This window comes from Sulfitobacter aestuariivivens, assembly GCF_014763045.1.
Taxonomy (GTDB): Bacteria; Pseudomonadota; Alphaproteobacteria; order Rhodobacterales; family Rhodobacteraceae; genus Sulfitobacter; species Sulfitobacter aestuariivivens.
The window spans coordinates 828,591-851,857 of the sequence record NZ_JACTAG010000001.1 but is presented as its reverse complement, the minus strand read 5'-3'; the positions used below and the strand labels follow the sequence as shown (position 1 = coordinate 851,857).

General features: G+C 59.1%; 21 protein-coding genes. 10 read left to right on the top strand and 11 right to left on the bottom strand.

Annotated elements, in window-relative coordinates; all coding sequences use genetic code 11:
* Positions 1–2: 2 nt before the first annotated feature.
* From dxr to pyrH, 6 genes are all read right to left on the bottom strand, one after another.
* Positions 3–1,175 carry a 1-deoxy-D-xylulose-5-phosphate reductoisomerase gene (dxr, locus tag H9Q16_RS04200; protein WP_191074099.1) on the bottom strand — a complete coding sequence of 391 codons (1,173 nt, stop codon included), beginning with the start codon at positions 1,173–1,175 and terminating at the stop codon, positions 3–5.
* A gap of 10 nt (positions 1,176–1,185) precedes the next feature.
* On the bottom strand, positions 1,186–1,977 hold the full coding sequence (locus tag H9Q16_RS04195; protein WP_191074098.1) for a phosphatidate cytidylyltransferase: 792 nt from the start codon (positions 1,975–1,977) through the stop codon (positions 1,186–1,188).
* Positions 1,978–1,994: 17 nt separating this feature from the next.
* Positions 1,995–2,741 (bottom strand): polyprenyl diphosphate synthase, encoded by a 747-nt coding sequence (uppS, locus tag H9Q16_RS04190; RefSeq protein ID WP_191074097.1) that lies wholly within the window; start codon positions 2,739–2,741, stop codon positions 1,995–1,997.
* A 105-nt stretch (positions 2,742–2,846) separates the two neighbouring features.
* Complete coding sequence (gene frr / locus H9Q16_RS04185) at positions 2,847–3,410, bottom strand: ribosome recycling factor (RefSeq protein ID WP_191074096.1); 564 nt, start codon at positions 3,408–3,410, stop codon at positions 2,847–2,849.
* Between the two features lie 89 nt (positions 3,411–3,499).
* Complete coding sequence (locus H9Q16_RS04180; RefSeq protein WP_246455458.1) at positions 3,500–4,663, bottom strand: DUF3095 domain-containing protein; 1,164 nt, start codon at positions 4,661–4,663, stop codon at positions 3,500–3,502.
* Positions 4,664–4,670: 7 nt separating this feature from the next.
* On the bottom strand, positions 4,671–5,399 hold the full coding sequence (gene pyrH / locus H9Q16_RS04175; protein ID WP_191074094.1) for a UMP kinase: 729 nt from the start codon (positions 5,397–5,399) through the stop codon (positions 4,671–4,673).
* A 99-nt stretch (positions 5,400–5,498) separates the two neighbouring features.
* Between pyrH and miaA the strand changes: the two genes are divergently transcribed.
* From miaA to H9Q16_RS04150, 5 genes are all read left to right on the top strand, one after another.
* Complete coding sequence (gene miaA, locus H9Q16_RS04170; RefSeq protein ID WP_191074093.1) at positions 5,499–6,383, top strand: tRNA (adenosine(37)-N6)-dimethylallyltransferase MiaA; 885 nt, start codon at positions 5,499–5,501, stop codon at positions 6,381–6,383.
* 77 nt (positions 6,384–6,460) lie between these two features.
* Complete coding sequence (locus tag H9Q16_RS04165) at positions 6,461–7,249, top strand: helix-turn-helix domain-containing protein (protein ID WP_191074092.1); 789 nt, start codon at positions 6,461–6,463, stop codon at positions 7,247–7,249.
* 305 nt (positions 7,250–7,554) lie between these two features.
* Positions 7,555–8,664 (top strand): ABC transporter permease, encoded by a 1,110-nt coding sequence (locus H9Q16_RS04160; protein WP_191074091.1) that lies wholly within the window; start codon positions 7,555–7,557, stop codon positions 8,662–8,664.
* 12 nt (positions 8,665–8,676) lie between these two features.
* Complete coding sequence (locus H9Q16_RS04155; RefSeq protein ID WP_191074090.1) at positions 8,677–10,143, top strand: ABC transporter permease; 1,467 nt, start codon at positions 8,677–8,679, stop codon at positions 10,141–10,143.
* Between the two features lie 77 nt (positions 10,144–10,220).
* Positions 10,221–12,311 carry a dipeptide ABC transporter ATP-binding protein gene (locus tag H9Q16_RS04150; RefSeq protein ID WP_191074089.1) on the top strand — a complete coding sequence of 697 codons (2,091 nt, stop codon included), beginning with the start codon at positions 10,221–10,223 and terminating at the stop codon, positions 12,309–12,311.
* A 203-nt stretch (positions 12,312–12,514) separates the two neighbouring features.
* On the opposite strand, the gene H9Q16_RS04145 is transcribed toward H9Q16_RS04150, so the two are convergent.
* Complete coding sequence (locus tag H9Q16_RS04145) at positions 12,515–13,123, bottom strand: lytic transglycosylase domain-containing protein (protein ID WP_191074088.1); 609 nt, start codon at positions 13,121–13,123, stop codon at positions 12,515–12,517.
* Positions 13,124–13,358: 235 nt separating this feature from the next.
* Between H9Q16_RS04145 and H9Q16_RS04140 the strand changes: the two genes are divergently transcribed.
* Positions 13,359–13,865 (top strand): single-stranded DNA-binding protein, encoded by a 507-nt coding sequence (locus tag H9Q16_RS04140; protein WP_216859288.1) that lies wholly within the window; start codon positions 13,359–13,361, stop codon positions 13,863–13,865.
* A gap of 94 nt (positions 13,866–13,959) precedes the next feature.
* On the opposite strand, the gene aroB is transcribed toward H9Q16_RS04140, so the two are convergent.
* Positions 13,960–15,072 (bottom strand): 3-dehydroquinate synthase, encoded by a 1,113-nt coding sequence (gene aroB, locus H9Q16_RS04135; RefSeq protein ID WP_191074087.1) that lies wholly within the window; start codon positions 15,070–15,072, stop codon positions 13,960–13,962.
* A complete protein-coding gene (locus H9Q16_RS04130) occupies positions 15,065–15,661 on the bottom strand; it encodes a shikimate kinase (protein ID WP_191074086.1) in 597 nt (198 codons plus the stop codon). Before H9Q16_RS04130 ends, aroB begins: the two co-directional genes overlap by 8 nt.
* A 76-nt stretch (positions 15,662–15,737) precedes the next feature.
* Between H9Q16_RS04130 and H9Q16_RS04125 the strand changes: the two genes are divergently transcribed.
* From H9Q16_RS04125 to H9Q16_RS04115, 3 genes are read left to right on the top strand one after another with little or no spacing between them, the layout of a single operon-like run.
* On the top strand, positions 15,738–15,890 hold the full coding sequence (locus H9Q16_RS04125) for a hypothetical protein (RefSeq protein ID WP_191074085.1): 153 nt from the start codon (positions 15,738–15,740) through the stop codon (positions 15,888–15,890).
* Between the two features lie 4 nt (positions 15,891–15,894).
* Complete coding sequence (locus H9Q16_RS04120; RefSeq protein ID WP_246455454.1) at positions 15,895–17,463, top strand: hypothetical protein; 1,569 nt, start codon at positions 15,895–15,897, stop codon at positions 17,461–17,463.
* On the top strand, positions 17,456–18,442 hold the full coding sequence (locus tag H9Q16_RS04115) for a site-specific tyrosine recombinase XerD (protein ID WP_191074084.1): 987 nt from the start codon (positions 17,456–17,458) through the stop codon (positions 18,440–18,442). The genes H9Q16_RS04120 and H9Q16_RS04115 overlap by 8 nt, the downstream gene beginning before the upstream one ends.
* On the opposite strand, the gene H9Q16_RS04110 is transcribed toward H9Q16_RS04115, so the two are convergent.
* Entirely contained in the window at positions 18,379–19,206 is an 828-nt protein-coding gene (locus H9Q16_RS04110) for a metallophosphoesterase family protein (protein WP_191074083.1), read from the bottom strand. The two genes, H9Q16_RS04115 and H9Q16_RS04110, sit on opposite strands and share 64 nt — an antisense overlap.
* Before the next feature lie 100 nt (positions 19,207–19,306).
* Here H9Q16_RS04110 and H9Q16_RS04105 point away from each other — a divergent pair, with 100 nt between their 5' ends.
* Entirely contained in the window at positions 19,307–20,614 is a 1,308-nt protein-coding gene (locus H9Q16_RS04105; protein ID WP_191074082.1) for an HlyC/CorC family transporter, read from the top strand.
* Between the two features lie 163 nt (positions 20,615–20,777).
* Here the strand turns inward: H9Q16_RS04105 and H9Q16_RS04100 are convergent, their stop codons facing one another.
* Complete coding sequence (locus tag H9Q16_RS04100; RefSeq protein WP_191074081.1) at positions 20,778–23,201, bottom strand: GcvT family protein; 2,424 nt, start codon at positions 23,199–23,201, stop codon at positions 20,778–20,780.
* Positions 23,202–23,267 lie beyond the last annotated feature (66 nt).

The window sequence follows — 23,267 nt, the reverse complement described above, 5'->3', positions numbered from 1 at the left end:
CTTTAACCTGCTCTTTTTTCTACAGCCGCTTGCGCGGCCTTGCGTGCCAGATGGTCCACTTTCGCGACGTTATCAAGGGTCATGGTGTCACCAATAAGGCCACTATGCCCTGACATGTCTGTTAATGTTTGCGCAACGATGTCGGCCATTTCCGGAAATGCAATCGCGCCAGCGATAAATCCATCCAGCGCGGTTTCCTTGGCTGCATTGAACACCGCGCCGGTCATGCCGCCTGCAGCCATGGCCTCTCGGGCGAGCCTTAAAGCAGGCCACCGCGCGTCGTCCGGGTCGCGAAATTCAAGCCGCCCGATCGCCGCGAGATCAAGGCGGTCCACCGGCAAATCCGCCCGCGTGGGATGGTGCAGCGCGTACCCGATCGCGTGCCGCATGTCATGCGGGCCGACGTGGGCCATCATGCCGCCGTCGCGAAAACCAACCAGAGCATGCACCAGCGATTGCGGGTGGATAAGAACCTCGATCTGCTCAGGCGTTACCTGAAAGAACTCACGTGTCTCAATGACTTCCATCGCTTTGTTAAACAACGTTGCTGAATCGATGGTGATCCGCTGTCCCATGTCCCAATTGGGATGACTTTGGGCTTGCTCCAACGTGGCATGCGCAAGATCTTCGACAGGCCAGTCGCGGAATGCGCCCCCACTTGCCGTGATGATGATCCGCTCCACTGTTCGGATATCCTCGCCCTGCAGCGCCTGAAAAATTGCAGAATGTTCTGAATCTACGGGCAGGATCGTGGCCTTGTGTGCCGCTGCCGTCTTCAGCAGCAACGACCCCGCACAGACCAGTGATTCCTTGTTGGCCAGCGCCAGCGTTGTCCCGTGTTTGAGCGCCTCCATTCCCGGCGCCAGACCTGCCGCACCGACAATGGCCGACATGATCCAGTCCGCCGGGCGTGCCGCCGCGTCAATCAAAGCCGTCTCTCCGGCCGCGGCTTCAACATCTGACCCTCGAAGAGCGTCGCGTAGTTCATCCAGACGTGCTGCATCTGCGGTCACCGCCAGGTCTGCCCGCAAGGCCATCGCGTCCTTAGCAAGCTGCGCAATATTGCTGGCCCCGGTCAGCGCCACGACGTCATAGGCATCCTGATTGCGCCGGATCAGGTCAATCGTGTTTTGCCCGATGGAGCCTGTTGCCCCCAGAATGCTGACCTTCCGCATCGGCAGGCGCTCAGCCCAACCCGGGGGGAAAGCCGATGAACTGGCCTATGATTAGCAGGAAAAGCGACGCGCCCAGCATCCCGTCAAAGCGATCCATCAACCCGCCATGGCCAGGGATCAGGTTTGAACTGTCCTTGACCCCCATCTGTCGCTTCATCCCGGATTCCGCGATGTCCCCCATCTGTGAAGCCATTGAAATCGCGACGGAAATACCGACTAGCTGGATCCCGACGCCGGTGTTGAACGAAAACAGCAGTCCGACCAACGCAGCACCCGCCCACCCTGCGCCGGTGCCAGCCCAGGTTTTCTTGGGACTGACCGCAGGCCAAAACTTGGGTCCGCCAAAATAGCGCCCGGCAAAGTACCCCACAACATCTGTCACCACGACCACAAGCACAAGCCACATCAGCCAGCCAAAGCCCATGTCGTCGCGTACCTGCATCATGCCATACCCTGCCAACAGGATCATGACCGTAAAGCTCATGAAAATGGTCCGGTTTTCGGTCAGATGACCAAAACCGATCAGCGCCGGGGCCAACAGCAGCGGCAGCGCGAACCCAACTGGCAGATATATCGCGAGGAAAACGGCAAGGCCTGTAAGGACCCCCATCTGGAGCTGCACGTGCCGCACCCCGGGCCGCAAAATGCCCACCAATTCCCAGACCATGAGGCCGCAGATCAGGGCAACCAGCAGATGAAAGATGTGCCCCCCAAGCCAGATTCCCAACAAGCCAATCGCCACCATTGCGGCGCCCGACCCCATGCGTGCCGTCAGATCTGACCATTTTTGCGTATCAGCCATGTCACCTCATCCGTGTGTTACGTCCTGACCGCACCAAAGCGACGGTCGCGCCCACCATAGGCAGCACAAAGACTGCCGAATTCCTCACGCCCGAAATCAGGCCATAATGTGTCGATGAACTCGTACTCTGCATAGGCTGATTGCCACAGAAGAAAGTTTGAAATTCGCGCTTCGCCGCTGGTCCGTATCACAAGATCTGGATCAGGCAAAACATAAGTATCCAAGTACTTTGGCAGCGTTTCTTCATCTACATCGTCTGGATCAAGTCGTCCGCTGGCCACATCCTGGGCCAACCGTTTGGTGGCGCGCGCAACCTCGTCCCGACCGCCGTAGTTCAGTGCGATAGTCAAATTCACCCGGGTGTTGTGGGCTGTCGCTTCTTCAAGCTCGTTCATCAGTTTGATCAGCTTGTTATCAAGCCGCACCCTGTCGCCAATAAACCGAACCCGTGCGCCGAATTCTGATAAGGATCGTGTTTCCTTGGTTATGTAGCGGCGAAAGAGGTTCATCAGACCAGCCACTTCCACCTGTGTGCGCTTCCAGTTCTCCGTGGAAAACGCAAAGATGGTAAGATACTCGACCCCAAAATCCGGGCAGGCTTCCACAATTTCACGCACCCTTTTGGCCCCTGCGTGATGCCCGAAAAGGCGTGGGCGACCGCGCTGCGTAGCCCAACGACCGTTGCCATCCATGATAATGGCCACATGCCGCGGTCCACCGCGCAAGACGGGCGTGGCCGAGCCAAGCGCGCGGTCCTCTTTCATACTGCGGCCTTTGTGATCATTACTCTATCCTGTCTGCTCTGCGTCCTGATACCTTTACCTCCGGCCAATCAAACCCATTGACCGGAGTGCCGTCTGGATAATCGATCAAACCTGCATGATCTCGGCTTGCTTGGTCTCCAGCTGCTCATCGATCTGGCTGATGAAACGGTTGGTGATGTCCTGTACCTCGGTCTCCCAGAACTTCTGATCATCCTCGGACATACCATCGGCCTTGGCCTTTTTGATCTGGTCCATCCCGTCCCGCCGCACATTGCGGATCGAGACGCGGGCGTTTTCAGCATATTGCCCTGCGACTTTGGTCAGATCCCGGCGGCGCTCTTCGTTGAGCTCCGGAATAGGCAGCATGATAATTGTACCGTTAAGCTGCGGATTGATCCCCAGCCCACTCTCGCGAATGGCCTTCTCAACCTTGCCGACAAGCCCCTTGTCCCAGACATTGATCGTCACCATGCGCGGCTCGGGGACGTTCACGGTGCCAACCTGATTGATGGGGGTCATCGCACCATAGGCATCCACCATGACCGGCTCCAGCATCGACGCCGAAGCGCGACCCGTCCGCAGCGAAGCAAATTCAGTACGCAAAGAGCCAATGGCCCCGCTCATGCGCCGCTCAAGATCATCGGTATCGAGCATAAAGTCGTCGGACATGTTTACCCCTGTGGCCTTTTTCAGCTTTTGCAGGTGTATAGTGCATCAGGTCATGGAATGACCAGTAGGCTTTCGCAGTCCGTGCCCCGCTAGCCCGGCGCCTTGATGGCTTGCGCAGCGCTGGTGTAGCCGCCTGCGGCGCCATCCACGAAATGCATGTGATCATCGCTAAGGCTTGAGGGCACGATGCAGGTCATCATCGCTTCGGACTGTGCGTGCAACCCATAGCGGATCGTGCCATTTTCCTCGGCCTCTTGCAGCAGCGCGCGCAAACTGGCCTCAGTCTGTGCATCGCAATCCAGCGTCATCTTCAACCCATCGTCGAACTTGCGAAAGTCCGCGTTGCCCCCCACCACGGCACGAAAGTGGTGGGCGTCAAATCCGGCTAATTTGATCCCGGTCTTGTACAGAAACCAGTACATGGAACTCTCAAAAAGCGCTGCGATCCGCGCCCGACGCAAGGATCCTTTGCCGCGACGCGCGTGTGCTTCCAACAAAGACCCTGTCGGTGGCCACTTTACCGCGGGCCCGTCCGCGGACGTTGGATGCCCCCCACGGTCAAGTTTCGACACCAACTCAAGCACGTGCTCAGCCAAATCCGAAAATTCCGCAGGTGTCGTGCGTTCTTGTGGAACAATGACCACGGACAGAACCGTGCCATGGCGGCTTTGCATATGGCCCCATCTGCACGACAGCCCTGTCAGGTCCGGCTCTGAACCCGGGGGTGCCTTTGGCAAATCATGCGCACCAGCTTTCATCTGTGTCTCTGCCCAACTCAGCCCACCGCCGGCAAACATCGCATAATCCACGGCATTCGCGGCATGAAACCGGGCTACTTTCACATCGTGACCCGCAGCCCGAAGGTCCCGCATCTGGACAAGGCCCACACGCAGGGAAACCCCGAAAGCCTCATGCGCCCACAAGCGCACTGCGGCAAGCGCATCGGCCGCCGCGTCATGCCACACAGGGGGCACGGCAAAGCTTGCCCCGTCGCCGCCAAAAACAAACGGAAAAGCAGTCCCACCATGTGCGTTGATTTGGGCAGAAATCACGGCCGCACCGACCATGTTGACCGTCTTGTAGCGCCCTTCGGCGACCAATTTTGTTGAGCCAAGAATGTCAGAGGTGCCTACCCACCAGTCATCCGGCAGCGCGGTATAGTAGTCATCGCGCGCCAGTTGCGCGAAATCAGGGTAGAGCGGAAGGTTTGTGTAAAAGTCCGAGCTTTCTGTCGTCAATGGTACCTCACCCAAGGGGTCGTCACCCCTGAACCCGCGTATACGTCCCCTCGCCCGCCAGAATGCCCCGGAACCCGCCCGGTTCATCCAGTGAAAAGACGATGATCGGCAGATTGTTGTCCCGCGCCAGCGCAATAGCCGAGGCATCCATCACGCCCAGGCGCTTGGCCAACACATCGTCATAGCTCACGGTGTCATAGCGCTTGGCATCCGCGTGTTTCGCAGGATCCTTGTCATAAACCCCGTCGACCTTCGTGCCCTTGAAAATGGCCTCGCACGACATCTCATTTGCGCGCAAGGTGGCGGCAGTATCGGTCGTGAAATAGGGGTTCCCGGTGCCTGCCGCGAAGATGCAGACACGCTTTTTCTCAAGGTGCCGCACGGCGCGGCGGCGGATGTAGGGTTCCGCGACTTCGTTCATCGTGATGGCCGAAATCACGCGGGTATGAATGCCAAGGCCCTCAAGCGCCGACTGCATCGCAAGCGCGTTCATGACTGTGGCCAGCATCCCCATATAATCTGCTGTGGTTCGTTCCATGCCCTGCGCAGACCCTTGCAGCCCCCGAAAGATGTTGCCGCCGCCGATGACCATGCAGATCTCGACACCCATCTCATGAACGGTTTGCACTTCGCGGGCGATCCGCTCGACGGTTGGCGGATTAAGCCCGAACCCCTTATCCCCCATCAGTGCCTCCCCCGAAATCTTCAGCATCACGCGTTTGAAGGTGGTTTGGGGGGCGTCCTGTGGCATGGGTGAACCTTTCATGCGGGGCGGAGGGGTTTTCTTTCCTGCGCAAACTGTCGCAAATGGCTGTCAGGTTCAATCCATGCTTTGCCTGCGAGAAAAGAAATGCCTATCGCCGCAGCCTTTGAAAACGTCCTGCGCAATCTCAGCGCGGAACAACCTGTGTTGATTGCAGGGCCCACCGCATCTGGCAAATCGGCGCTGGCTCTTGAGATTGCGGATCGGCAAGGCGGGGTTATCGTCAATGCAGATGCCAGTCAGGTCTATGATTGTTGGCGTGTCATCACCGCGCGCCCCTCAGCCGAGGAAGAGGCCGCCGCTCCCCATGCGCTTTACGGCTACATCGCGGCAACAAGCCCCTATTCTACGGGCCATTGGCTGCGCGACGTCACGCCAGTGTTAACCGCCGGTGTACGTCCCATCATCACAGGCGGCACGGGCCTCTATTTTTCCGCACTGACCCGAGGATTGGCAGAAATCCCCGCCACCCCGACAGAGGTTCGTGCGCAAGCTGATCTTTTACCGGTTGGGGATTTGGCAGTGGCGCTCGATCCGAAAACAATCAGCCGCATCGACATGAAGAACCGCGCCCGCGTCCAGCGGGCCTGGGAAGTCCAGCAGGCAACAGGACGGGGTCTGGCAGACTGGCAAGACGACACCGGTCCGCCAATCTTGCCAATATCACGGACCTATCCGATCGTGTTCGATGTCGAAAAGGATTGGCTCAATGACCGTATCGCGCGCCGGTTCGACCTGATGCTGAAAGCAGGTGCACTTGAAGAGATCCGCGCGGTCGCACCTTATTATGACCCGGCCCTGCCAGCGCATCGTGCGATTGGCGTGCCCGAGCTTGTCTCGTATCTGAAAAATGAGACATCGCTAGAAGACGCCAGAGGCGCCGCCATCATTGCCACCCGACAATTTGCCAAACGACAGCGTACGTGGATGCGCAGCAAAATGTCAGACTGGAACGCGATTTTCTGTCCGTAGCACTTTTCAAAATCTGACTTTATTTATCCGTTAATTCCAGTTAACATGGGCCATTCTTTTCAATCTCCGACAATCGCATGGCACACGGGTACCTTACAGACATCAAAGTCCAAACCCTGTCTCAATTGAGCGGTGGACACAGTTGGCAAATCAGCCTGTTGCACGGTCGGCCAGGTCATACGCTGATCTGGACCACGCGCGGTCAGGGGAAAGTTCACCTTGACGGCCAGCGCCGCGGGCTGGGCCCGCATAATGCCATCTGGATACCCGCTGGCCATCTGTTTGCGCTGGAACCCGGTTATCAATGCACCGGGCTTGCGGTGTCGATTCCCGAAGGCATGGATCTGCGCCTACCGCAAATGGCGCGTCAGCTGCGCATCCGTGAGGCTTCGGTACAAACGGAACTGACCAGCATCATCGAAGCAGCCCAACGCGAGGAACAAGCCGGTCGGCCCCTGCAACAGGATGCGCTCGAGGCCCATGCGGCGTTGATCTCAGTCTGGCTGCGCCGTCAAATTATCCTTGAAGAACATCTACCGCCCAAACAAAACGCCGGCGCCCGCCTGAGCGCCGCTTTTTGTGATCTGGTCGCTGAGCGCTATGCATCCGGGGCGACAATGGCTGAATTTGCTGACCTGCTGGGGGTCACACCAACCCACCTCTCCCGCGCGGTCAAGGCCACAACCGGAAAGACGGCAGCAGATGTCTTGTCAGAGCGGATATTGCACGCAGCGCGCACATTGCTGCGCGAAACGGATGAGACGGCACAGGATATTGCCCGCCATCTGGGCTTTGGGTCCGCCGCATATTTCACCCGGTACATGCAACAGCACACAGGGTCTCCCCCCAGCAAACTGCGGCGTTGACCAAACCACACCCTGTTCTTCGATGCCGTTTTACGACAAGTCGGATGTCGCAAATTTGCTTTGAAATGGCTTAACTGGCGATTGACCTGACGGCTAGCATTGTGCCTGATAGGTGCAAGGGAAATGAAAATCCGGTTGAAAATGGACCCGATGGGCCGCCGCAGACCGGATCGGGGGAGACAAAGAACCACACGTCATGTTCGCTGATTCCGGAAAACCGGTTGGCGATCGATCAACAGCAAGGCCACAGGTCTGCACTAATACGGGCAGGACATACCTGCCCAGCCACGCAACAGGGGCACCACATGGGACTATTTATCTTACGTCGATTGGGCGTGATGTTACTGACGGCTCTATGCCTGACGTTCATCGTGTTCTGGCTGACCAATCTTTATCCAAACCTTGAAAAGCTCGCCAAGACTCAAGGAAACTTCCGCATGTCGGATGAGGCCGTCGCGTCCTTTCTGGAAGATCGTGGATACCTTCAACCGACCTGGGACAAGTTCGGTGAATGGCTCGGCGTGAGGCCCGGCTACGTGACTGAGCGCGAGGACGGTGAAACCTTTGGCCGGTGTTTTTCCAGCAGTACCCCCGAAGAAGAGCGGCGCACGTTCTGTGGTGTCCTGCAGGGCGATTGGGGATTTTCCACCGTGTTCAAGGACAATGTGGGCAGCCTTGTTGCAGAACGGTTGGGCAAGACCGGGTTCCTGATGATGTGGGTTCTGATACTGATGGTGCCTTCGGCGTTGATTGTCGGGGTGCTGGCCGGGATGCGCGAGGGGTCCAAACTGGACCGGTCCCTGTCGACCTTCTCGATTGCGACAACGGCGACGCCTGAATATGTGTCGGGCGTGATCTTCATCGCCCTTCTGGCCTCTTCGAACTACGGCCTGTCGCCGCTGTTGACGCAATGGGGGCTTTTGGGCTCCGAAGGCGCTCTCTTCGGGGAGGGGCGCACCTTGTTCCTCGGCTCGGCCACCAAGGCGATGGATGACGCCACTTTCTGGAACTTCTTCCTGCCGGTGCTGACCATTTCGCTTTATGGGATGGGATATATCGCGCGGATGACGCGCGCATCCATGACCGAGGTTATGACGGCTCAGTATATCCGAACGGCACGTCTTAAGGGGGTCAAGTTCAGCGATATCGTTCTCAAGCACGCGCTGAGAAATGCCCTGATCGCACCGTTCACGGTCATCATGTTGCAGATCCCGTGGTTGCTGAACGGCGTGGTCATTGTCGAGACGCTCTTTAACTACAAGGGTTTCGGCTGGTTGCTGGTACAGGCGGCGGGCAACAATGACATCGAACTGCTGCTGGCGGTGTCGGTGGTCTCGGTCGCCGTGGTGCTGCTGACGCAGCTGATATCAGATATCGGCTACGTTTATCTTAACCCGCGCATTCGCATTTCATAAGGGAGCAAGGACATGGAACCATTGACATGGACGGGCTCACTTTCCGGGCTCAACCTCATCTTTCAACTGGCACTTGGATTGCTGATCCTCGGGATCATCGTGCAAATCCTCATCTCGCTCGTGCCCTCAGCGGATAGCCGCGCTGTGAACGCAGACGGCACATTGTCGGCAAATACTGGGATAAGCGGCTTTGTCGGTACTCTTGTAAACTGGTTTTTCTTCGCTGTTGTCGGGATTATTCTGATCTACGTCATCCTTGGGATCTTCATGGGAACTGGCGCCGGGATCATTGGCGGCATGAGCAGACAGTTCTTGCCGACCTGGATTGCCCTCATTGTGACCTTCGCACTTTCGATCACCTACAAGCGCAAACTGGGCCTTTACGGCAAGCTGTTCGACAGCACCGTGGGGATGATCGGATTTGCCATTGTGATGTTCTGGGTCTTTACCGGAGTTTTGGGCGGGATCTTTGATCTGATCGTCACCCATGACAGCCTCAGCCAGGCATCGGGCATGAAAAACAAGCTACCAGGCACGCCGCTGCGCGGCGCAGAAGAAGGCGAATACGCCTGGTACCTGCTGGGCGGTGACAACCTGGCGCGCGACGTCTTCAGCCGACTGGTCAAAGGGTCCTGGGTTGTGGTGCTGATTGCCCCTCTGGCAACGCTCTTTGCCTTCATGGTCGGGATCACACTGGGACTGCCCGCAGGGTACTATGGTGGCAAGCTCGATACGATCCTGTCCTTTGTGGCCAACCTGATCCTTGCGTTCCCGGTCATCCTGCTGTTCTTCCTGCTGGTGACGCCGGAAATCGTGTTGACAGGTATTCCCAACTACATGGCCGCCGTGCTATTTGTCTTTCCGCTGATCTTCGTCGCGGTGCTGCTGAACTCGCGATACTATACACAGCCCTCGTTCCGCACACCCTTGCTGGCAGTGGTGCTTGGCGTCATGGCCTGGGCGTATCTGTCGATGATCTCGAATGACGGAACAATCATCGATAATGCGAGCTATACAATCCCGGGACTGCCCACGTTCCTGGACTGGATACCCATGCCATCGGAAATCCTTGTGGTGTTCGTGTCGGTTGTCTTCGTAAACTCGCCTACTGTCTTCAGAATTGTCCGGGGTCTGGCCCTCGACATCAAGACGCGTGACTACGTGGCGGCGGCGCAGACGCGCGGTGAAGGGCCCTGGTACATCATGCTGTGGGAGATCCTGCCAAATGCGCGGGGTCCGCTGATCGTCGATTTCTGTCTGCGGATCGGGTACACGACCATTCTTCTGGGTACACTGGGCTTCTTTGGTCTGGGACTTGAATCAGAGAGCCCGGACTGGGGCAGCACGATCAACGCCGGCCGGCGTCTGTTGTCGCTTTATCCTCATGCGGCCATCGCCCCAGCCCTGTCGTTGCTGACACTGGTACTGGGTCTGAACCTGCTGGCGGATGGTCTGCGCGAGGAAAGCCTGCGCGATTAAGAAAATGTGTTTCGGGGGCGCTGCCCCCGGACCCCAGGGATATTTATGGCCAGAAGATACTGGCAGGGAGAGATACCATGGCAAAGTTGGACTACGACGGGCCCATTCTGGAGATAGACAAACTGTCGATCTCGTTCTTCACGCGGTTGCGCGAGATCCCGGCGGTGATGGACTTTTCGGCCGCTGTGATGCCCGGAGAGGCGCTGGGCCTTGTCGGCGAATCCGGTTGTGGCAAATCAACCGTTGCCTTGGGTGTCATGCAGGATCTGGGCAAGAACGGCCGCATCGTTGGCGGCTCGATCAAGTTCAAGGGCCGCGATCTGGGCGAGATGTCGGATGAAGAACTGCGCGACATTCGCGGATCCGAGATCGCGATGATTTATCAAGAACCCATGGCCTCGCTCAACCCGGCGATGAAGATCGGCAGACAGCTGATGGAAGTGCCCATGATCCACGCGGGCATGAATGAGAAAGATGCTCATGAGCGCGCTTTGCAGGTGGTCACCGATGTAAAGCTTCCCGACCCCAAACGTATTCTGAACGCCTATCCGCACCAACTGTCGGGCGGCCAGCAGCAACGCATCGTGATCGCGATGGCGCTGATGTCAGAGCCGTCGCTGCTGATCCTGGATGAGCCGACAACTGCGCTTGACGTCACCGTGGAAGCGGCGGTGGTCGAACTGGTCAAGGATCTGGGCAAGAAATACGGCACGTCGATGCTGTTTATCAGCCACAACCTTGGTCTGGTGCTGGAAACCTGCGACCGCATTTGTGTGATGTATTCAGGCGAAGCGGTTGAGCGCGGGTCGATCGAGGACGTGTTCGATGAGATGCAGCACCCCTATACACAGGCGCTTTTCCGGTCGATCCCCCTGCCGGGCGCTGACAAGAACGCGCGGCCTCTGATCGCCATTCCCGGCAATTTCCCGCTGCCCCACGAACGCCCCGATGGCTGTAATTTTGGTCCGCGCTGCGATTATTTCGAAGCCGGACGGTGTGACCAGGGCGTCATCCCGATGGAAAACGTGCCGGGCAATGACCGGCACCACACACGCTGCCTGCGCTATCAGGAGATCGATTGGAACGCGCCACTTGAACTGGCCGACGTGAAACAGAAGGGCGAGATCGGCAAGGTCGTTCTCAAGATGGATAAGCTCAAGAAGTATTATCAGGTTGCGGCCAATGCCATGTTCGGCGGCGGCGAGACCAAGGTGGTCAAGGCCAATGAAGAGCTTTCGTTCGAGGCACGCGAATCTGAGACACTGGCGATTGTCGGCGAATCCGGTTGTGGGAAATCGACCTTCGCGAAAGTCCTGATGGGGCTGGAGACCGCCACAGAAGGCGAAATCCTGCTCGATAATCAAAACATCGGGAATGTACCGATCGAAGAGCGCACCACCAAAAATGTCGCTGATGTGCAAATGGTTTTCCAGAACCCCTTTGACACGCTCAATCCCTCGATGACCGTGGGGCGGCAGATCATCCGCGCGCTGGAGATATTCAAGGTCGGCAACAACGAAGCAGAGCGGAAGCAGCGGATGCTGGAACTGCTTGATCTGGTTAAACTGCCGCGTGAATTTGCCACCCGGATGCCACGACAGCTTTCTGGCGGCCAGAAACAGCGCGTTGGCATTGCCCGCGCCTTTGCGGGCGATGCGCGGATCGTGGTGGCGGATGAGCCCGTCTCGGCGCTTGACGTATCGGTGCAGGCGGCGGTGACCGATCTGTTGATGGAAATCCAGCGGGAACAGAAAACAACGTTGCTGTTTATCTCGCATGACCTCAGCATCGTGCGCTATCTCAGCGACCGGGTGATGGTGATGTATCTGGGACACGTGGTCGAACTGGGCTCGACCGATCAGGTCTTTGCCCCGCCCTATCATCCCTATACCGAAGCGCTGTTGTCGGCGGTGCCCATCGCGGACACTTCCGTCAAGAAAAAGCACATCGTGCTTGAGGGCGACATTCCGTCGGCGATGAACCCACCCCCAGGGTGCCCCTTTCAGACCAGATGCCGCTGGAAATCCGAGGTTCCCGGTGGCCTTTGTGAAAAGGAAGTTCCGCCACAGCGCACCATGGCGGACGGTCACCAGATCAAGTGTCACTTGTCAGACGAAAAGCTTGATGAGATGGAGCCGGTGATCGAAGTGGGTGTCGCTGCCGAATAGGCAAGATCATACTCTGAACAAAGTAAAGGCGCGGACCGAGGGAGCAGTCCGCGCCTAAAATGTGCCGGTGATTTCAGGGACAGCGAAAATCCCGGCGCGAGCGGTGGAAAGATGGGCAGATCCGTCTCACACGCTTCGATAGTGAAACCACGCGGAATACAATTGGTTCCGGCCTCAGCGAAAAAAAATTGAAAAAACTTGGATTACCCGCCAGCGATCACTTTGACGTAGTTGCGGGTTTCCTTGTAGGGCGGCACGCCGCCGTATTTCTTCACCGCGCCGGGCCCGGCATTGTAAGCCGCCAGCGCAAGGCGCCAGGTGCCGAAAGTCCGATACTGTTCTTTCAGATAGCGCGCGCCACCTTCCAGATTTTGCTTGGGATCCGCTGCATTCACGCGCAGTTTGCGCGCCGTGCCGGGCATCAGCTGCGCCAGCCCCATGGCCCCTTTGTGCGACCGCGCGCGCGGGTTCCAGCCGCTTTCCTGCTGTACCAGCCGCAGAAAAAGATCAACCGGCACGCCATGACGGGTCGCCGCCTCTTTTGCCATGGCCAGATACACACCCTTGTAGCGTCCGCGATACTTGGGAAGCGGGCCGCCCGTATCCCATTTCGTGGGGGTGATCACAGTGGCAGGTTTCAGCCGAACGGAGGACGAATATTGTTTGGACGCCCGGTTATCCAGAACGTTTTTCTGCGCCGCAAAAAGCGTTTTGCGATTCTTGGAAGAGAAAATGTCTGCTGCAACTGGTGCAGACGCTAGAAAAGTTGCGGCAATACAGCCACTTATCACACATACAATCGATCTTCGCATCCTGCCCGACGCTCCCACCTGTTACCTGCTGGCACTATACCAAAGGCAGACGTCCATGCCACCCCTCGGCACCTGCACACGTGCTTTTGTGTTTGCCAAAGTAGGGCTTCATTTCCATTCCGTTTGATGCGCGAAACCTTGTGTTAACCATGCCGCGCCCAAGGTATAACACCTGAAATTCCGCGTGCGTGGATTCGCGCGACGGCACAAAGCCAAGTACCAAAGGGGGGGCATCATGGCCGGCTCAGTCAACAAAGTGATCCTTATCGGCAATCTGGGGCGCGACCCTGAAGTGCGCACGTTCAACAACGGCGGCAAGGTGTGTAACCTGCGCATCGCCACGTCCGAGACCTGGAAAGACCGCAACACCGGCGAGCGTCGGGAAAAGACCGAATGGCATTCGGTGGCAATTTTCCAGGAAGGTCTGGTGCGCATTGCAGAGCAATATCTGCGCAAGGGATCAAAGGTTTATATTGAGGGGCAGCTTCAGACCCGCAAATGGCAGGATCAATCCGGCAATGACCGCTATTCCACCGAAGTTGTTTTGCAGGGCTTTGGCGGCACACTGACCATGCTTGACGGTCGTGGCGAAGGCGGCGGCGGCGCGGGTGGCGGCGGATATGGCGGTGGCCAGTCCGGTGAAGGCGATTACGGCGGCGGCGGATACGACAGCGGCCCGTCACAAAGTGGCAGTGGCGGCGGGTCCTCTTCGCGCGACCTAGATGACGAAATCCCGTTCTGATCTGACGCGCCCTTCCTGTGGCCAGGCCGATTTGGCCACAGGCATCGCGCAGTGCCGGGTGATATGAAGGGACGGCTGCGGTCAGCGGACCGCCTTACCTTGCCAGCAATGCATCCATCAGCAATGTGTGGACTACGTCCCGAGGCACCTCACCGGTGACAAAAGCCGCACCGATGTCGCGCGCCAGAACAAACCTCAGCTGACCGTCGACGACTTTTTTGTCCTGCCCCATCAGCGCCAGCAATGCGTCGGCATCGGGCAAATCGCCCGGAACATCCGACAAATCCGTCTTCATTCCCATGGTTCTGAGATGCGCACGCACCCGGCTAGGCGCTTCCTGGGAGCAAAGACCCAGACGCGCGGAAAGCTCGAACGCCAGGGCACAGCCAATCGCAACCCCTTCGCCATGAAGCAAACGATCCCCATACCCCGTGGCAGCTTCCAGCGCATGACAGAAGGTATGGCCGAGGTTCAAAAGCGCACGATCCCCCTGCTCTGTCTCGTCCCGCACGACGATCCCGGCCTTCATCTCAACAGACCGTTTGACGGCGGCAATCCGTGCATCCATGTCCCCTGCCGCAAGGGCAGGCCCCTGCTTTTCCAGCCAGTCGAAAAAGCCCGCATCCCCCAACAAGCCGTATTTCACAACCTCGCCGTACCCGGCGAGAAAATCACGCGGGGTGAGCGTGCCAAGAACGGCGGTATCTGCCAGCACCAGCGCTGGCTGATGAAACGCACCGATCAAATTTTTGCCCTGCGTGGCATTGATCCCGGTCTTGCCCCCTACAGAACTGTCGACCTGCGCCAAAAGCGATGTCGGGATCTGCACAAATGCTACGCCACGCCGCAGCACGGCAGCGGCAAAACCGACAAGGTCCCCGATCACACCACCGCCGAAGGCAACAACCACGTCACGCCGCTCAATCTTCTGATCCAGCAACCAGCCCACACAGGTCTGAAGGTGCTCCCAGCTTTTCGTGCCCTCGCCGGGCGGCAGGCTCAGCGTCACCATATCGATGCCTGCGCTGTCCAGTCCCGCCCGCAACCCGTCAAGATGCAGCCCGGCAACGGTCTGGTCCGAAATCACCGCAACGCGCGGCCGGGTCAGCAAAGGCGCAATGCGCGCACCTGCCTCTGCCAGCAACTGTGGCCCGATCACGACCTCGTAGGCGCGACCAGGCAAGGCAACGTGGACAGTTTCAGTCATCGCAAATCCCCAACACATCAGACCGGGCCTTCAGCGCCTCGATGACCCGCAACGCCATCGCATCAATGGTAAGTTTGGGGTCACAAGGCACACAAATATCCGCCAATGCGTATACCGGCACCCGCTCGGCATAAAGCTGTGCCAGCGTCTCGCGTGGATTGGCGGTGCGCAGCAGGGGCCGCGTATCCTTGTGCCTGACACGCTGCCACAGCAGATCAAGATCGGCATTCAGCCAGACCGAGACACCGCGCTCCGAAATGGTCTGGCGGTTCACCTCTGCCAGAAACGCCCCGCCGCCCGTCGACAGAATGCCGCGCTCATTGTCCAGCAGGCGCGCGATCACCTCTGATTCCCGCTTGCGAAAGAACCGCTCGCCATCGCGTTCGAAAATCTCTGGCACGGTCAGGTTCGCGGCGGTTTCGATCTCCGCATCGCTGTCCAGAAACCGGACCCCCAGTTTTGACGCGACCGCCCGCCCCACTGCTGTTTTTCCCGCACCCATCATGCCCACCATGACGACCGTCTTTTTCAAACGATACCGTGGGGATGTTGCAGCATTATCGGCCATGGTTTGCTTAATTTCGCTCATTTATTCCTGAATGACGTGATCTTGGTGAAAAGGCCATATATAGATTGGACAAAACAAACAAAGACGGCAGGCACACATGTTAGGCAAGCTCTTCAAGTTGCTGATGTATCTATTGATCATCGGGTTCATCGCATTGGTGGCCTACGCCTACGTGGGCCCCTTCTTTGGCGCGGATTTCGCACCAGCGCAGACAGAGACCCGCGAACCCGTCAGTCTGCCGGCAGAGTGACGTAATGCGCGCTCTGGCTCACAGGCTGATCTGCTGCACGGCACTGGCAACCTTCGGTCTCTCTGCGCCTGGGGCTGCGTGGGCGCAGACCGCAGTACAGCCCGATCAGCCCTTGTCGGTAATCGACTGGCTGGGCCAGCAAAAGCCACCGCAGGGCGACCGCGCCAATCCCAACCCGAACGAGCCCCCCGTCGCGCGCACCGGTACCGCACCCGCCGTCTTGACCACCCCACTTGCCGAAGGCAGTCCCCGCGAGATTGGCATCGTTCCGCCATCAGTCACCGGGCTGCCAACCGATCTTTGGGTCGGCAGTGACCCCGATACGCTTATCGCCCGCATCGCCAACCTGCCAGAGATGACGCTTCCCGCCGCGCAATCGCTGCTGTACACGGTGTTGCTTGCAGATGCCCTCGCACCGCAGGGCAAGGCTGTGGCAGGTGACGCGCTGGCGCTGGCACGGGTGGATAAACTTGTTCAGCTCGGCGCTCTTGATCCGGCGCTGTCGCTGATTGAACAGGCGGGTGTCACTACTTCCCCCGATCACTTTGACCAATGGATGCGCATCAGCCTGCTGACCGGCACGGAAGACAGGGCCTGCGCAGTCCTTGCCGCATCCCCCCACCTGACCCGGGACTACGGCGCGCGTATTCTGTGTTCTGCCCGCGGTGGGGAATGGGAAAACGCCGCACTCACATTCGGCTCTGCCCAGGCACTGGGATTGATGCCCGAGTATCGGCTTGACCTGCTTGATCGCTTCCTGAACCCGGACCTCTATGAAGAGGCAGCGCCTCTCGCTGTGCCGCGCAAGATGGACCCGCTCAGCTTTCGGCTGTTCGAAGCCATCGGAGAGCGCCTGCCCACCGGCGCCCTGCCCCGCCCCTATGCCGTCGCGGACCTGCGCGACCTGGCCGGCTGGAAAGCACAGCTTGAAGCCGCAGAACGCCTGACCCGCGCCGGGGCCTTGCCAGACAACCATCTGCTGGGGCTCTACACGGACCGAAAGCCCGCTGCGTCCGGGGGTATCTGGGACCGCGTCGCAACCCTTCAGCGGTTTGATACAGCGCTGAAAACCGACAGTGCCGAAGCGGTGGCCAAGACACTGCCCGCTGTTTGGGACGCGATGCGGGATGCGGATCTCGAAACCGCCTTCGCCAGCCTTTTCGCAGAGCGGCTGGCAGAGATACCGCTTGAAGGTCCCGCCGCGCGCACCGCATTCGAAATCGGCCTGCTGTCGCCGCGCTATGAAGCGACCGCAGCAGCAGCACCGGACGATCCGCAAACGGCCCTGCTGCGCGCCGTAGCCTTTGGAGATGCGTCGACAACCCGCCCCCAGACACCGGTAGCGGCAGCGATCTTTGACGCATTCAAAGATGCCCCTCCACTCTCGGATCTGGTGGAAAAGGCCCGTACCAAACGATTGGGTGAGGCTGTGCTCCACCTTCTCGATCTGCTGGAAGACGGCGCACAGGGCGACGCAAACGCGCTGCGTGATGCGCTGGCCACATTGCGCGCGCTGGGGCTGGAAGACACCGCCCGTCGCGCTGCATTACAGATCCTGCTGCTCGATGTCTGAGCCGGGGCAGACACCGACATCCCACTGGATTTCCGTTTTTCTTGAGGCTCAGGCCGCCGAATTGGGGGCCGCCACAAACACGCTGCTTGCCTATGGCCGCGACCTGAAAGACTTTGACGCCTATCTCGCGCGCCAGACCCGCGATTTCGTCACAGCAACCCGCGAAAACGTCGAGGACTATCTGGTGCACTGCGATGCGCAGGGGCTGGCCAAATCGACGCGCGCAAGGCGGCTGTCGGCCATCAAGCAACTCTATCGATTTGCCTTCGAAGAAGGCCTGCGCGCCGACAACCCGGCCATCCAGATCAGCGGTCCCGGGCAGGATAAACGCCTTCCAAAGATCCTCAGCGAGGCCGAAGTCGACCTTTTGCTCGACGCGGCGCGCGCCTCTGGTCGAACCGACGCAGATCGGCTGCGCAACACCTGCCTGATGGAGCTGTTGTACGCCACAGGCATGCGCGTCAGCGAACTGGTCAGCCTGCCAATCAGTGCAACCCGTGGCGATCCCAGGGTGCTGTTGATCACCGGCAAAGGCGGCAAAGAGCGGATGGTCCCCCTGTCCCCGCCTGCACGAGAGTCCCTTGCCGCCTGGCTTGGGGTGCGCGATCGTCAGGACGATGCCGCGCGAGAGGCGCGCTTGGTCGTCTCGCGCTTCCTCTTTCCCTCACGTGGCAAACTTGGTCACCTCACCCGAAATCGTTTTTATCTGCTGATCAAGGAATTCGCGGCAGCCGGCGGAGTTGATCCAACCAAGGTCACACCTCATACCCTGCGTCATGCGTTTGCAACCCATTTGCTTGCCAATGGGGCAGACCTGCGGGCGATCCAGACGATGTTGGGCCATGCGGACGTCGCCACCACTGAGATATACACCCACGTCCTTCAGGAACGCCTGTCGGAGCTTGTGCTGGAACATCACCCGTTGGCCAAGGACGGCGCTCGTAAACCCTCAGGCAAGATATCCTCAGACGGCCAGTAACCACTGATCATGCTGCGCGCATAATCGGGCGGCAGCCCAGCCTGCGCCATCGCCCGCGCCGCTGCTTGCGCATCGTAGTCAAGCCTGTGGATCTGCACCTCACCGCCATCCAGAACCGCAAACCGGGTTTGCTGGCGTCCATCATGTGGCGGCATGCCGACAACGCCCGCATTGATCCAGCGCCCGCGCGGCGTATCGCGGATGAAAGGGATGCCCGAATGGCCCGCGATAATGTGATCCACAGGTCCGATGGACAACTCCAACGCCTGCCACTCAAGTTCAAACACCTCAGCTTGCGACGTCGGCCAGACGAAACGCGCAACATCCGTCACGCCGCCATGAATCACACCGTATCGCGCGCCTTGGTGCACAAAACTGATGACATCCGGCAATCCCGCCATCCACATCTTGTCACTTGGTGCAATGGTCTGTGAGGCAAAGCAAAACCAACGCATGCTCAAAAGGTCGCAGGCGGATCCGCTCTCGAAACCGCATCCACAGTCGGTCGCCCCCGCCGCCAGCTGAATTTCGCAGTTCCCCGCCACAACGGCGATTCCCTGCTCCCGCATCGCCGCGATTGTCGCAGTCGGCTGTCCGGCATAGGCCACCACATCTCCGGTACAGATCATATGCGACGGCACAATGGCACGCGCTGCCGCCTCAGACAGCAGCGCGTCCACCGCATGCGCATTGGAATAGGGGCCGCCAAACAGCAGAACCGCCCCGTCAAGCACACCCAGATCAACATGCCGCAAGTGCCGCATTTTACGCACGTTCCTTCTCTGACCCCGCCCAAACCCTTGAAGATACGCGTTCCTGCACCCATAACCCAAAGAGAGTTCAACTAGGGATCGATCATTTCAAATGGAAACGAGCACCGCAATGCTTGATGGCGCCTTCTGGTTCAGCAGTGGGGTGATTTTGTTCCTGCTTGTCCTGTCAGGTTTTTTTTCCGGCTCTGAAACGGCATTGACTGCGGCGTCGCGCGGTAAATTGCGCGCGCAGGCCGACAAGGGATCGGGAGGTGCGACACGCGCACTGCGCATTACCGAAGACAATGAGCGCCTCATAGGATCCGTCCTGCTTGGCAACAACCTGGTCAATATCCTCGCGGCCTCGCTTGCGACGGCCCTCTTTACGCGGCTCTTTGGCGAATCCGGTGTCGCGCTAGCGACGCTGGTGATGACCGTGTTGGTGTTGGTCTTTGCCGAAGTGCTGCCCAAGACCTATGCCATAACCAATGCCGAACGTGCCGCAGCGCTGGTGTCTGGCCCGATCAGTGTTGTGGTGACCGTATTCGCCCCCGTGGTGGGCGCGGTGCGGTTCTTTGTGCGCGGCATTCTGCGGGTCTTTGGCGTCACCACCGATCCCGACAGCAACATCCTGGCCGTCCGCGAGGAGATTGCCGGTGCGCTTCAACTGGGCCACTCCGAAGGGGTGGTCCAAAAGGAAGATCGCGACCGTATTCTTGGTGCGCTTGATCTCAATGAACGGGCCGTCGAGGAAATCATGCTGCACCGCTCTGGCATCGAAATGATTGACTCCGCCTCGGACCCCTCAGAAATCCTTGAGCAATGCCTGCAGTCGAACCACACCCGCCTGCCGGTTTACCGCGACGATCCGGAAAACATCGTCGGCGTCATCCACGCAAAAGACCTGCTGCGCGCCATGTACAAGCTGATCGGCGGCCCGGAGGGCGACGCAGGCGCGCTCAAGAACTTTGACGTCTCCACCGTTGCGATGGCGCCCTATTTCGTGCCCGAAACCTCCACCCTTGATGAACAGATGCGCCAGTTTCTGCATCGGCGGACCCATTTTGCGCTTGTGGTGGATGAATACGGCTCGCTTCAGGGCCTGATCACGCTTGAGGACATCCTCGAAGAAATCGTCGGCGAAATCACCGATGAATTTGATCCCGACGGGGACCAGATCCCCGCCGCTGCAGAAGACGGCCACCTGATTGTCGATGGTGCGATGACCATCCGCGACCTCAACCGCGCAACGGACTGGTCCTTGCCCGATGACGAAGCCAACACCGTGGCCGGTCTCGTTATTCATGAGGCCCAGATGATCCCCACCATGGGCCAGGTCTTCAGCTTTCACGGCTTCCGCTTTGAAGTGATGGAGCGGGATGGCAACCGGATCACCCAGCTCAAGATCAGACCCCTTTGAACACGCTCTTTTCCATCGCCAGCACCTGCTGACGCTGCCCCTGCGGGATTGAGTTTATCTGGAAAGATGAAGGATCAACGGGCTTCATCTTTCTCTTAAACTCATCCCTCAGAACCAGCGGGCGTCGCAGTCCGGGTGACACGGCCCCCTGCGATAAAAATCGTCAGGCGCGCAGTCTTTCCCCATTGGGATCAAACGGCGGTTCGGCCAGAACGACCGCCTTATGAGGCCGCCCCAAAACCATGACGTCGACCTCATCGCCCGCCGAAACACCCTTAACAAACCCCAGCGCAAGGGACTGGCCGACCGTGTAGCCATAAGCACCTGACGTCACCCGGCCGATCCCTCTGCCATCCTTGAAAATGGGTTCGCCGCCCGTGGCGTCCGCGTTCGAGGCGTCCGTTTCTCCTGCGTCCAGCGCCAGCAGAACAAGATGCTCGCGCGCAGGCTTGGCCATTGTTTCGGCTACCGCTTCCTTGTTCAGGAAGTCCTTGTCCATCTTGCAAAGCCGCTCCAACCCGACCTCTTGCGGCCAGTATTCAGGCGAATATTCACGGCTCCAGGATCCGTATCCCTTTTCCACCCGCAGGCTCATCAAGGCACGAGACCCGACCGGGCCTGCACCCACCTCGCTGCCCGCCGCAATGAGGGCCTCGAAAAGGCGCGCCTGATCAGCGATATCACAATGCAGCTCCCACCCCAGATCACCTGTGAAACTGACGCGCAGCGCAAGGCATCGGACCCCCGATATGTCGATCCATTGCGAGCGCATGAAGGGAAAATCAGGCGTCGCCAGCGAGGCGTTGGTCATGCGCTGCAACATCTCGCGCGATCTGGGGCCCGCAACGTTGAAGCCACACATGCCTTCGGTAAGGCTTTCGAACGTTGTCCCCTCTGGCAATGCCACCGCGTTAAAGAACCGCAGATGATACCGCTCTGCCATGCCGGAACCGATGATCCAGAATTCATTCTCGGCCATGCGGGTCACCGTGAAATCGCCAGCAATGCCCCCGCGCACGCCGATAAGGGGCGTCAGACAAGACCGGCCTACCGACCTGGGCATATTGTTGGCAAAGATACTGTTCAGCCAGCTTTCGGCCCCTGCCCCTGTGACGCGGTATTTCGCGAAGTTCGATATGTCGATGATGCCCGCCTTGTCGCGCAGCATGTGGCATTCCTTGCCAACCTGGGCCCACCAGCCCTGACGGGTGAACCCTTCGGTCTTGTCCGCAGCGCCCTTGGGGTAGCCATAGTAAAGCGGATGTTCCCATCCGTAGTTGAGCCCGAAAACGGCGCCCAGCTCTGCCTGGGCTTCATAGGCCGGGCGCTGCCGCATCGGGCGTCCCGCACTGCGTTCCTCGTTGGGAAAGTGGATCTTGAAGCGGTTTGCGTATTGGTCGCCGACCTTGGCCTTGGTAAAGGCTTCGTCCGCCCAGGACCCAAAACGCGCCATGTCCCAGGCGAACATGTCATAGCGTGTCTCACCTGTGGTGATCCAATCAGCAGCCAACAGGCCCATGCCGCCAGATTGACTGAAGCCCGGGATGATACCGTTGCAGCAAAAGTAGTTGCGCAACTCCGGCACTGGCCCAAACAGCACATTGCTGTCGGGCGACCAGATCATCGGTCCGTTGATCACCCGCTTGATCCCCGCCTCGCCCACAGCCGGCACCCGGTCAATGGCGCGCATCATGTTTTCCTCGATCCGCTCCAGATCATCAGGGAAAAGGTCGTGGGCAAAATCCAAGGGCGTGCCGTCTTCGGCCCAGTATTTGAGCGCCTTTTCATACGCACCAATCAGCAGGCCCTTACCTTCCTGGCGCAAATAATACTCCCCATCGCGATCCGCGACCGATGGCAGACGACGATCCATTCCGGCGATTTCCGCAATGGTTTCAGTGACAAAGTATTGGTGTTCAGTGGGTTGCAACGGCAACCTCAACCCCGCAAGCGCCGCCACCTCGCGCCCCCAAAGCCCCGCGGCATTCACCACCCATTGCGTGTGAATATCGCCCTTTTCGGTGCGGACGATCCATGATCCGTCCGGCTGTTGCTCTGTCCCGGTGACCGGGCAGAACCGCACGATCTCAGCGCCCGCGTTGCGTGCGCCCACTGCATAGGCGTTGGTGACACCCGACGGGTCCACGTTGCCGCCGTTCTCTTCGAACATGATGCACCGGATCCCATCGTAATTGACCATGGGGTGCAGGGCTTCGGCCTCCGCGCGGCTGACTTCACGGAATGGCAGCCCGTAGTACTTGGCCTTCGCCGCCTGCAGGCGCAACTGATGCTCGCGCGCCTCGGTCTGGGCCAGATACAGCGACCCGGGCTGGAACACGCCACAACTTTGGCCCGTCTCGGCCTCCAGCGCGTTGTACAGATCCATCGTGTAGTTCTGAATGCGCGTGATGTTGTTGTTGTCGTGTAACCCGTGAATGTTGGCCGCCGCGTGCCAGGTAGAGCCTGACGTCAGCTCGTTCCGCTCCAGCAGGACAACATCGGTCCATCCCGCCTTGGTCAGGTGATAAAGGATCGAGCAGCCGATCACACCGCCTCCGATGACAACGGCCTGGGCATGGGTACGCATGGGGTCTGGTCCTGCGGTTGTTACGCTGTCTTCTTCCTGCACCGCTGCTGCCGTGCAGAATTGCCC

Bases quoted from the DNA above. Each gene is read 5' to 3' on its own strand.
- H9Q16_RS04130 (WP_191074086.1), bottom strand. From the start codon at position 15,661: ATGAGCGAAATTAAGCAAACCATGGCCGATAATGCTGCAACATCCCCA.
- H9Q16_RS04145 (WP_191074088.1), bottom strand. From the start codon at position 13,123: ATGCGAAGATCGATTGTATGTGTGATAAGTGGCTGTATTGCCGCAACT.
- H9Q16_RS04115 (WP_191074084.1), top strand. From the start codon at position 17,456: ATGTCTGAGCCGGGGCAGACACCGACATCCCACTGGATTTCCGTTTTT.
- pyrH (WP_191074094.1), bottom strand. From the start codon at position 5,399: ATGCCACAGGACGCCCCCCAAACCACCTTCAAACGCGTGATGCTGAAG.
- miaA (WP_191074093.1), top strand. From the start codon at position 5,499: ATGCCTATCGCCGCAGCCTTTGAAAACGTCCTGCGCAATCTCAGCGCG.
- uppS (WP_191074097.1), bottom strand. From the start codon at position 2,741: ATGAAAGAGGACCGCGCGCTTGGCTCGGCCACGCCCGTCTTGCGCGGT.
- H9Q16_RS04125 (WP_191074085.1), top strand. From the start codon at position 15,738: ATGTTAGGCAAGCTCTTCAAGTTGCTGATGTATCTATTGATCATCGGG.
- frr (WP_191074096.1), bottom strand. From the start codon at position 3,410: ATGTCCGACGACTTTATGCTCGATACCGATGATCTTGAGCGGCGCATG.
- aroB (WP_191074087.1), bottom strand. From the start codon at position 15,072: ATGACTGAAACTGTCCACGTTGCCTTGCCTGGTCGCGCCTACGAGGTC.
- H9Q16_RS04155 (WP_191074090.1), top strand. From the start codon at position 8,677: ATGGAACCATTGACATGGACGGGCTCACTTTCCGGGCTCAACCTCATC.
- dxr (WP_191074099.1), bottom strand. From the start codon at position 1,175: ATGCGGAAGGTCAGCATTCTGGGGGCAACAGGCTCCATCGGGCAAAAC.
- H9Q16_RS04160 (WP_191074091.1), top strand. From the start codon at position 7,555: ATGGGACTATTTATCTTACGTCGATTGGGCGTGATGTTACTGACGGCT.
- H9Q16_RS04165 (WP_191074092.1), top strand. From the start codon at position 6,461: ATGGCACACGGGTACCTTACAGACATCAAAGTCCAAACCCTGTCTCAA.
- H9Q16_RS04100 (WP_191074081.1), bottom strand. From the start codon at position 23,201: ATGCGTACCCATGCCCAGGCCGTTGTCATCGGAGGCGGTGTGATCGGC.
- H9Q16_RS04110 (WP_191074083.1), bottom strand. From the start codon at position 19,206: ATGCGGCACTTGCGGCATGTTGATCTGGGTGTGCTTGACGGGGCGGTT.
- H9Q16_RS04150 (WP_191074089.1), top strand. From the start codon at position 10,221: ATGGCAAAGTTGGACTACGACGGGCCCATTCTGGAGATAGACAAACTG.
- H9Q16_RS04105 (WP_191074082.1), top strand. From the start codon at position 19,307: ATGGAAACGAGCACCGCAATGCTTGATGGCGCCTTCTGGTTCAGCAGT.
- H9Q16_RS04195 (WP_191074098.1), bottom strand. From the start codon at position 1,977: ATGGCTGATACGCAAAAATGGTCAGATCTGACGGCACGCATGGGGTCG.
- H9Q16_RS04140 (WP_216859288.1), top strand. From the start codon at position 13,359: ATGGCCGGCTCAGTCAACAAAGTGATCCTTATCGGCAATCTGGGGCGC.
- H9Q16_RS04120 (WP_246455454.1), top strand. From the start codon at position 15,895: ATGCGCGCTCTGGCTCACAGGCTGATCTGCTGCACGGCACTGGCAACC.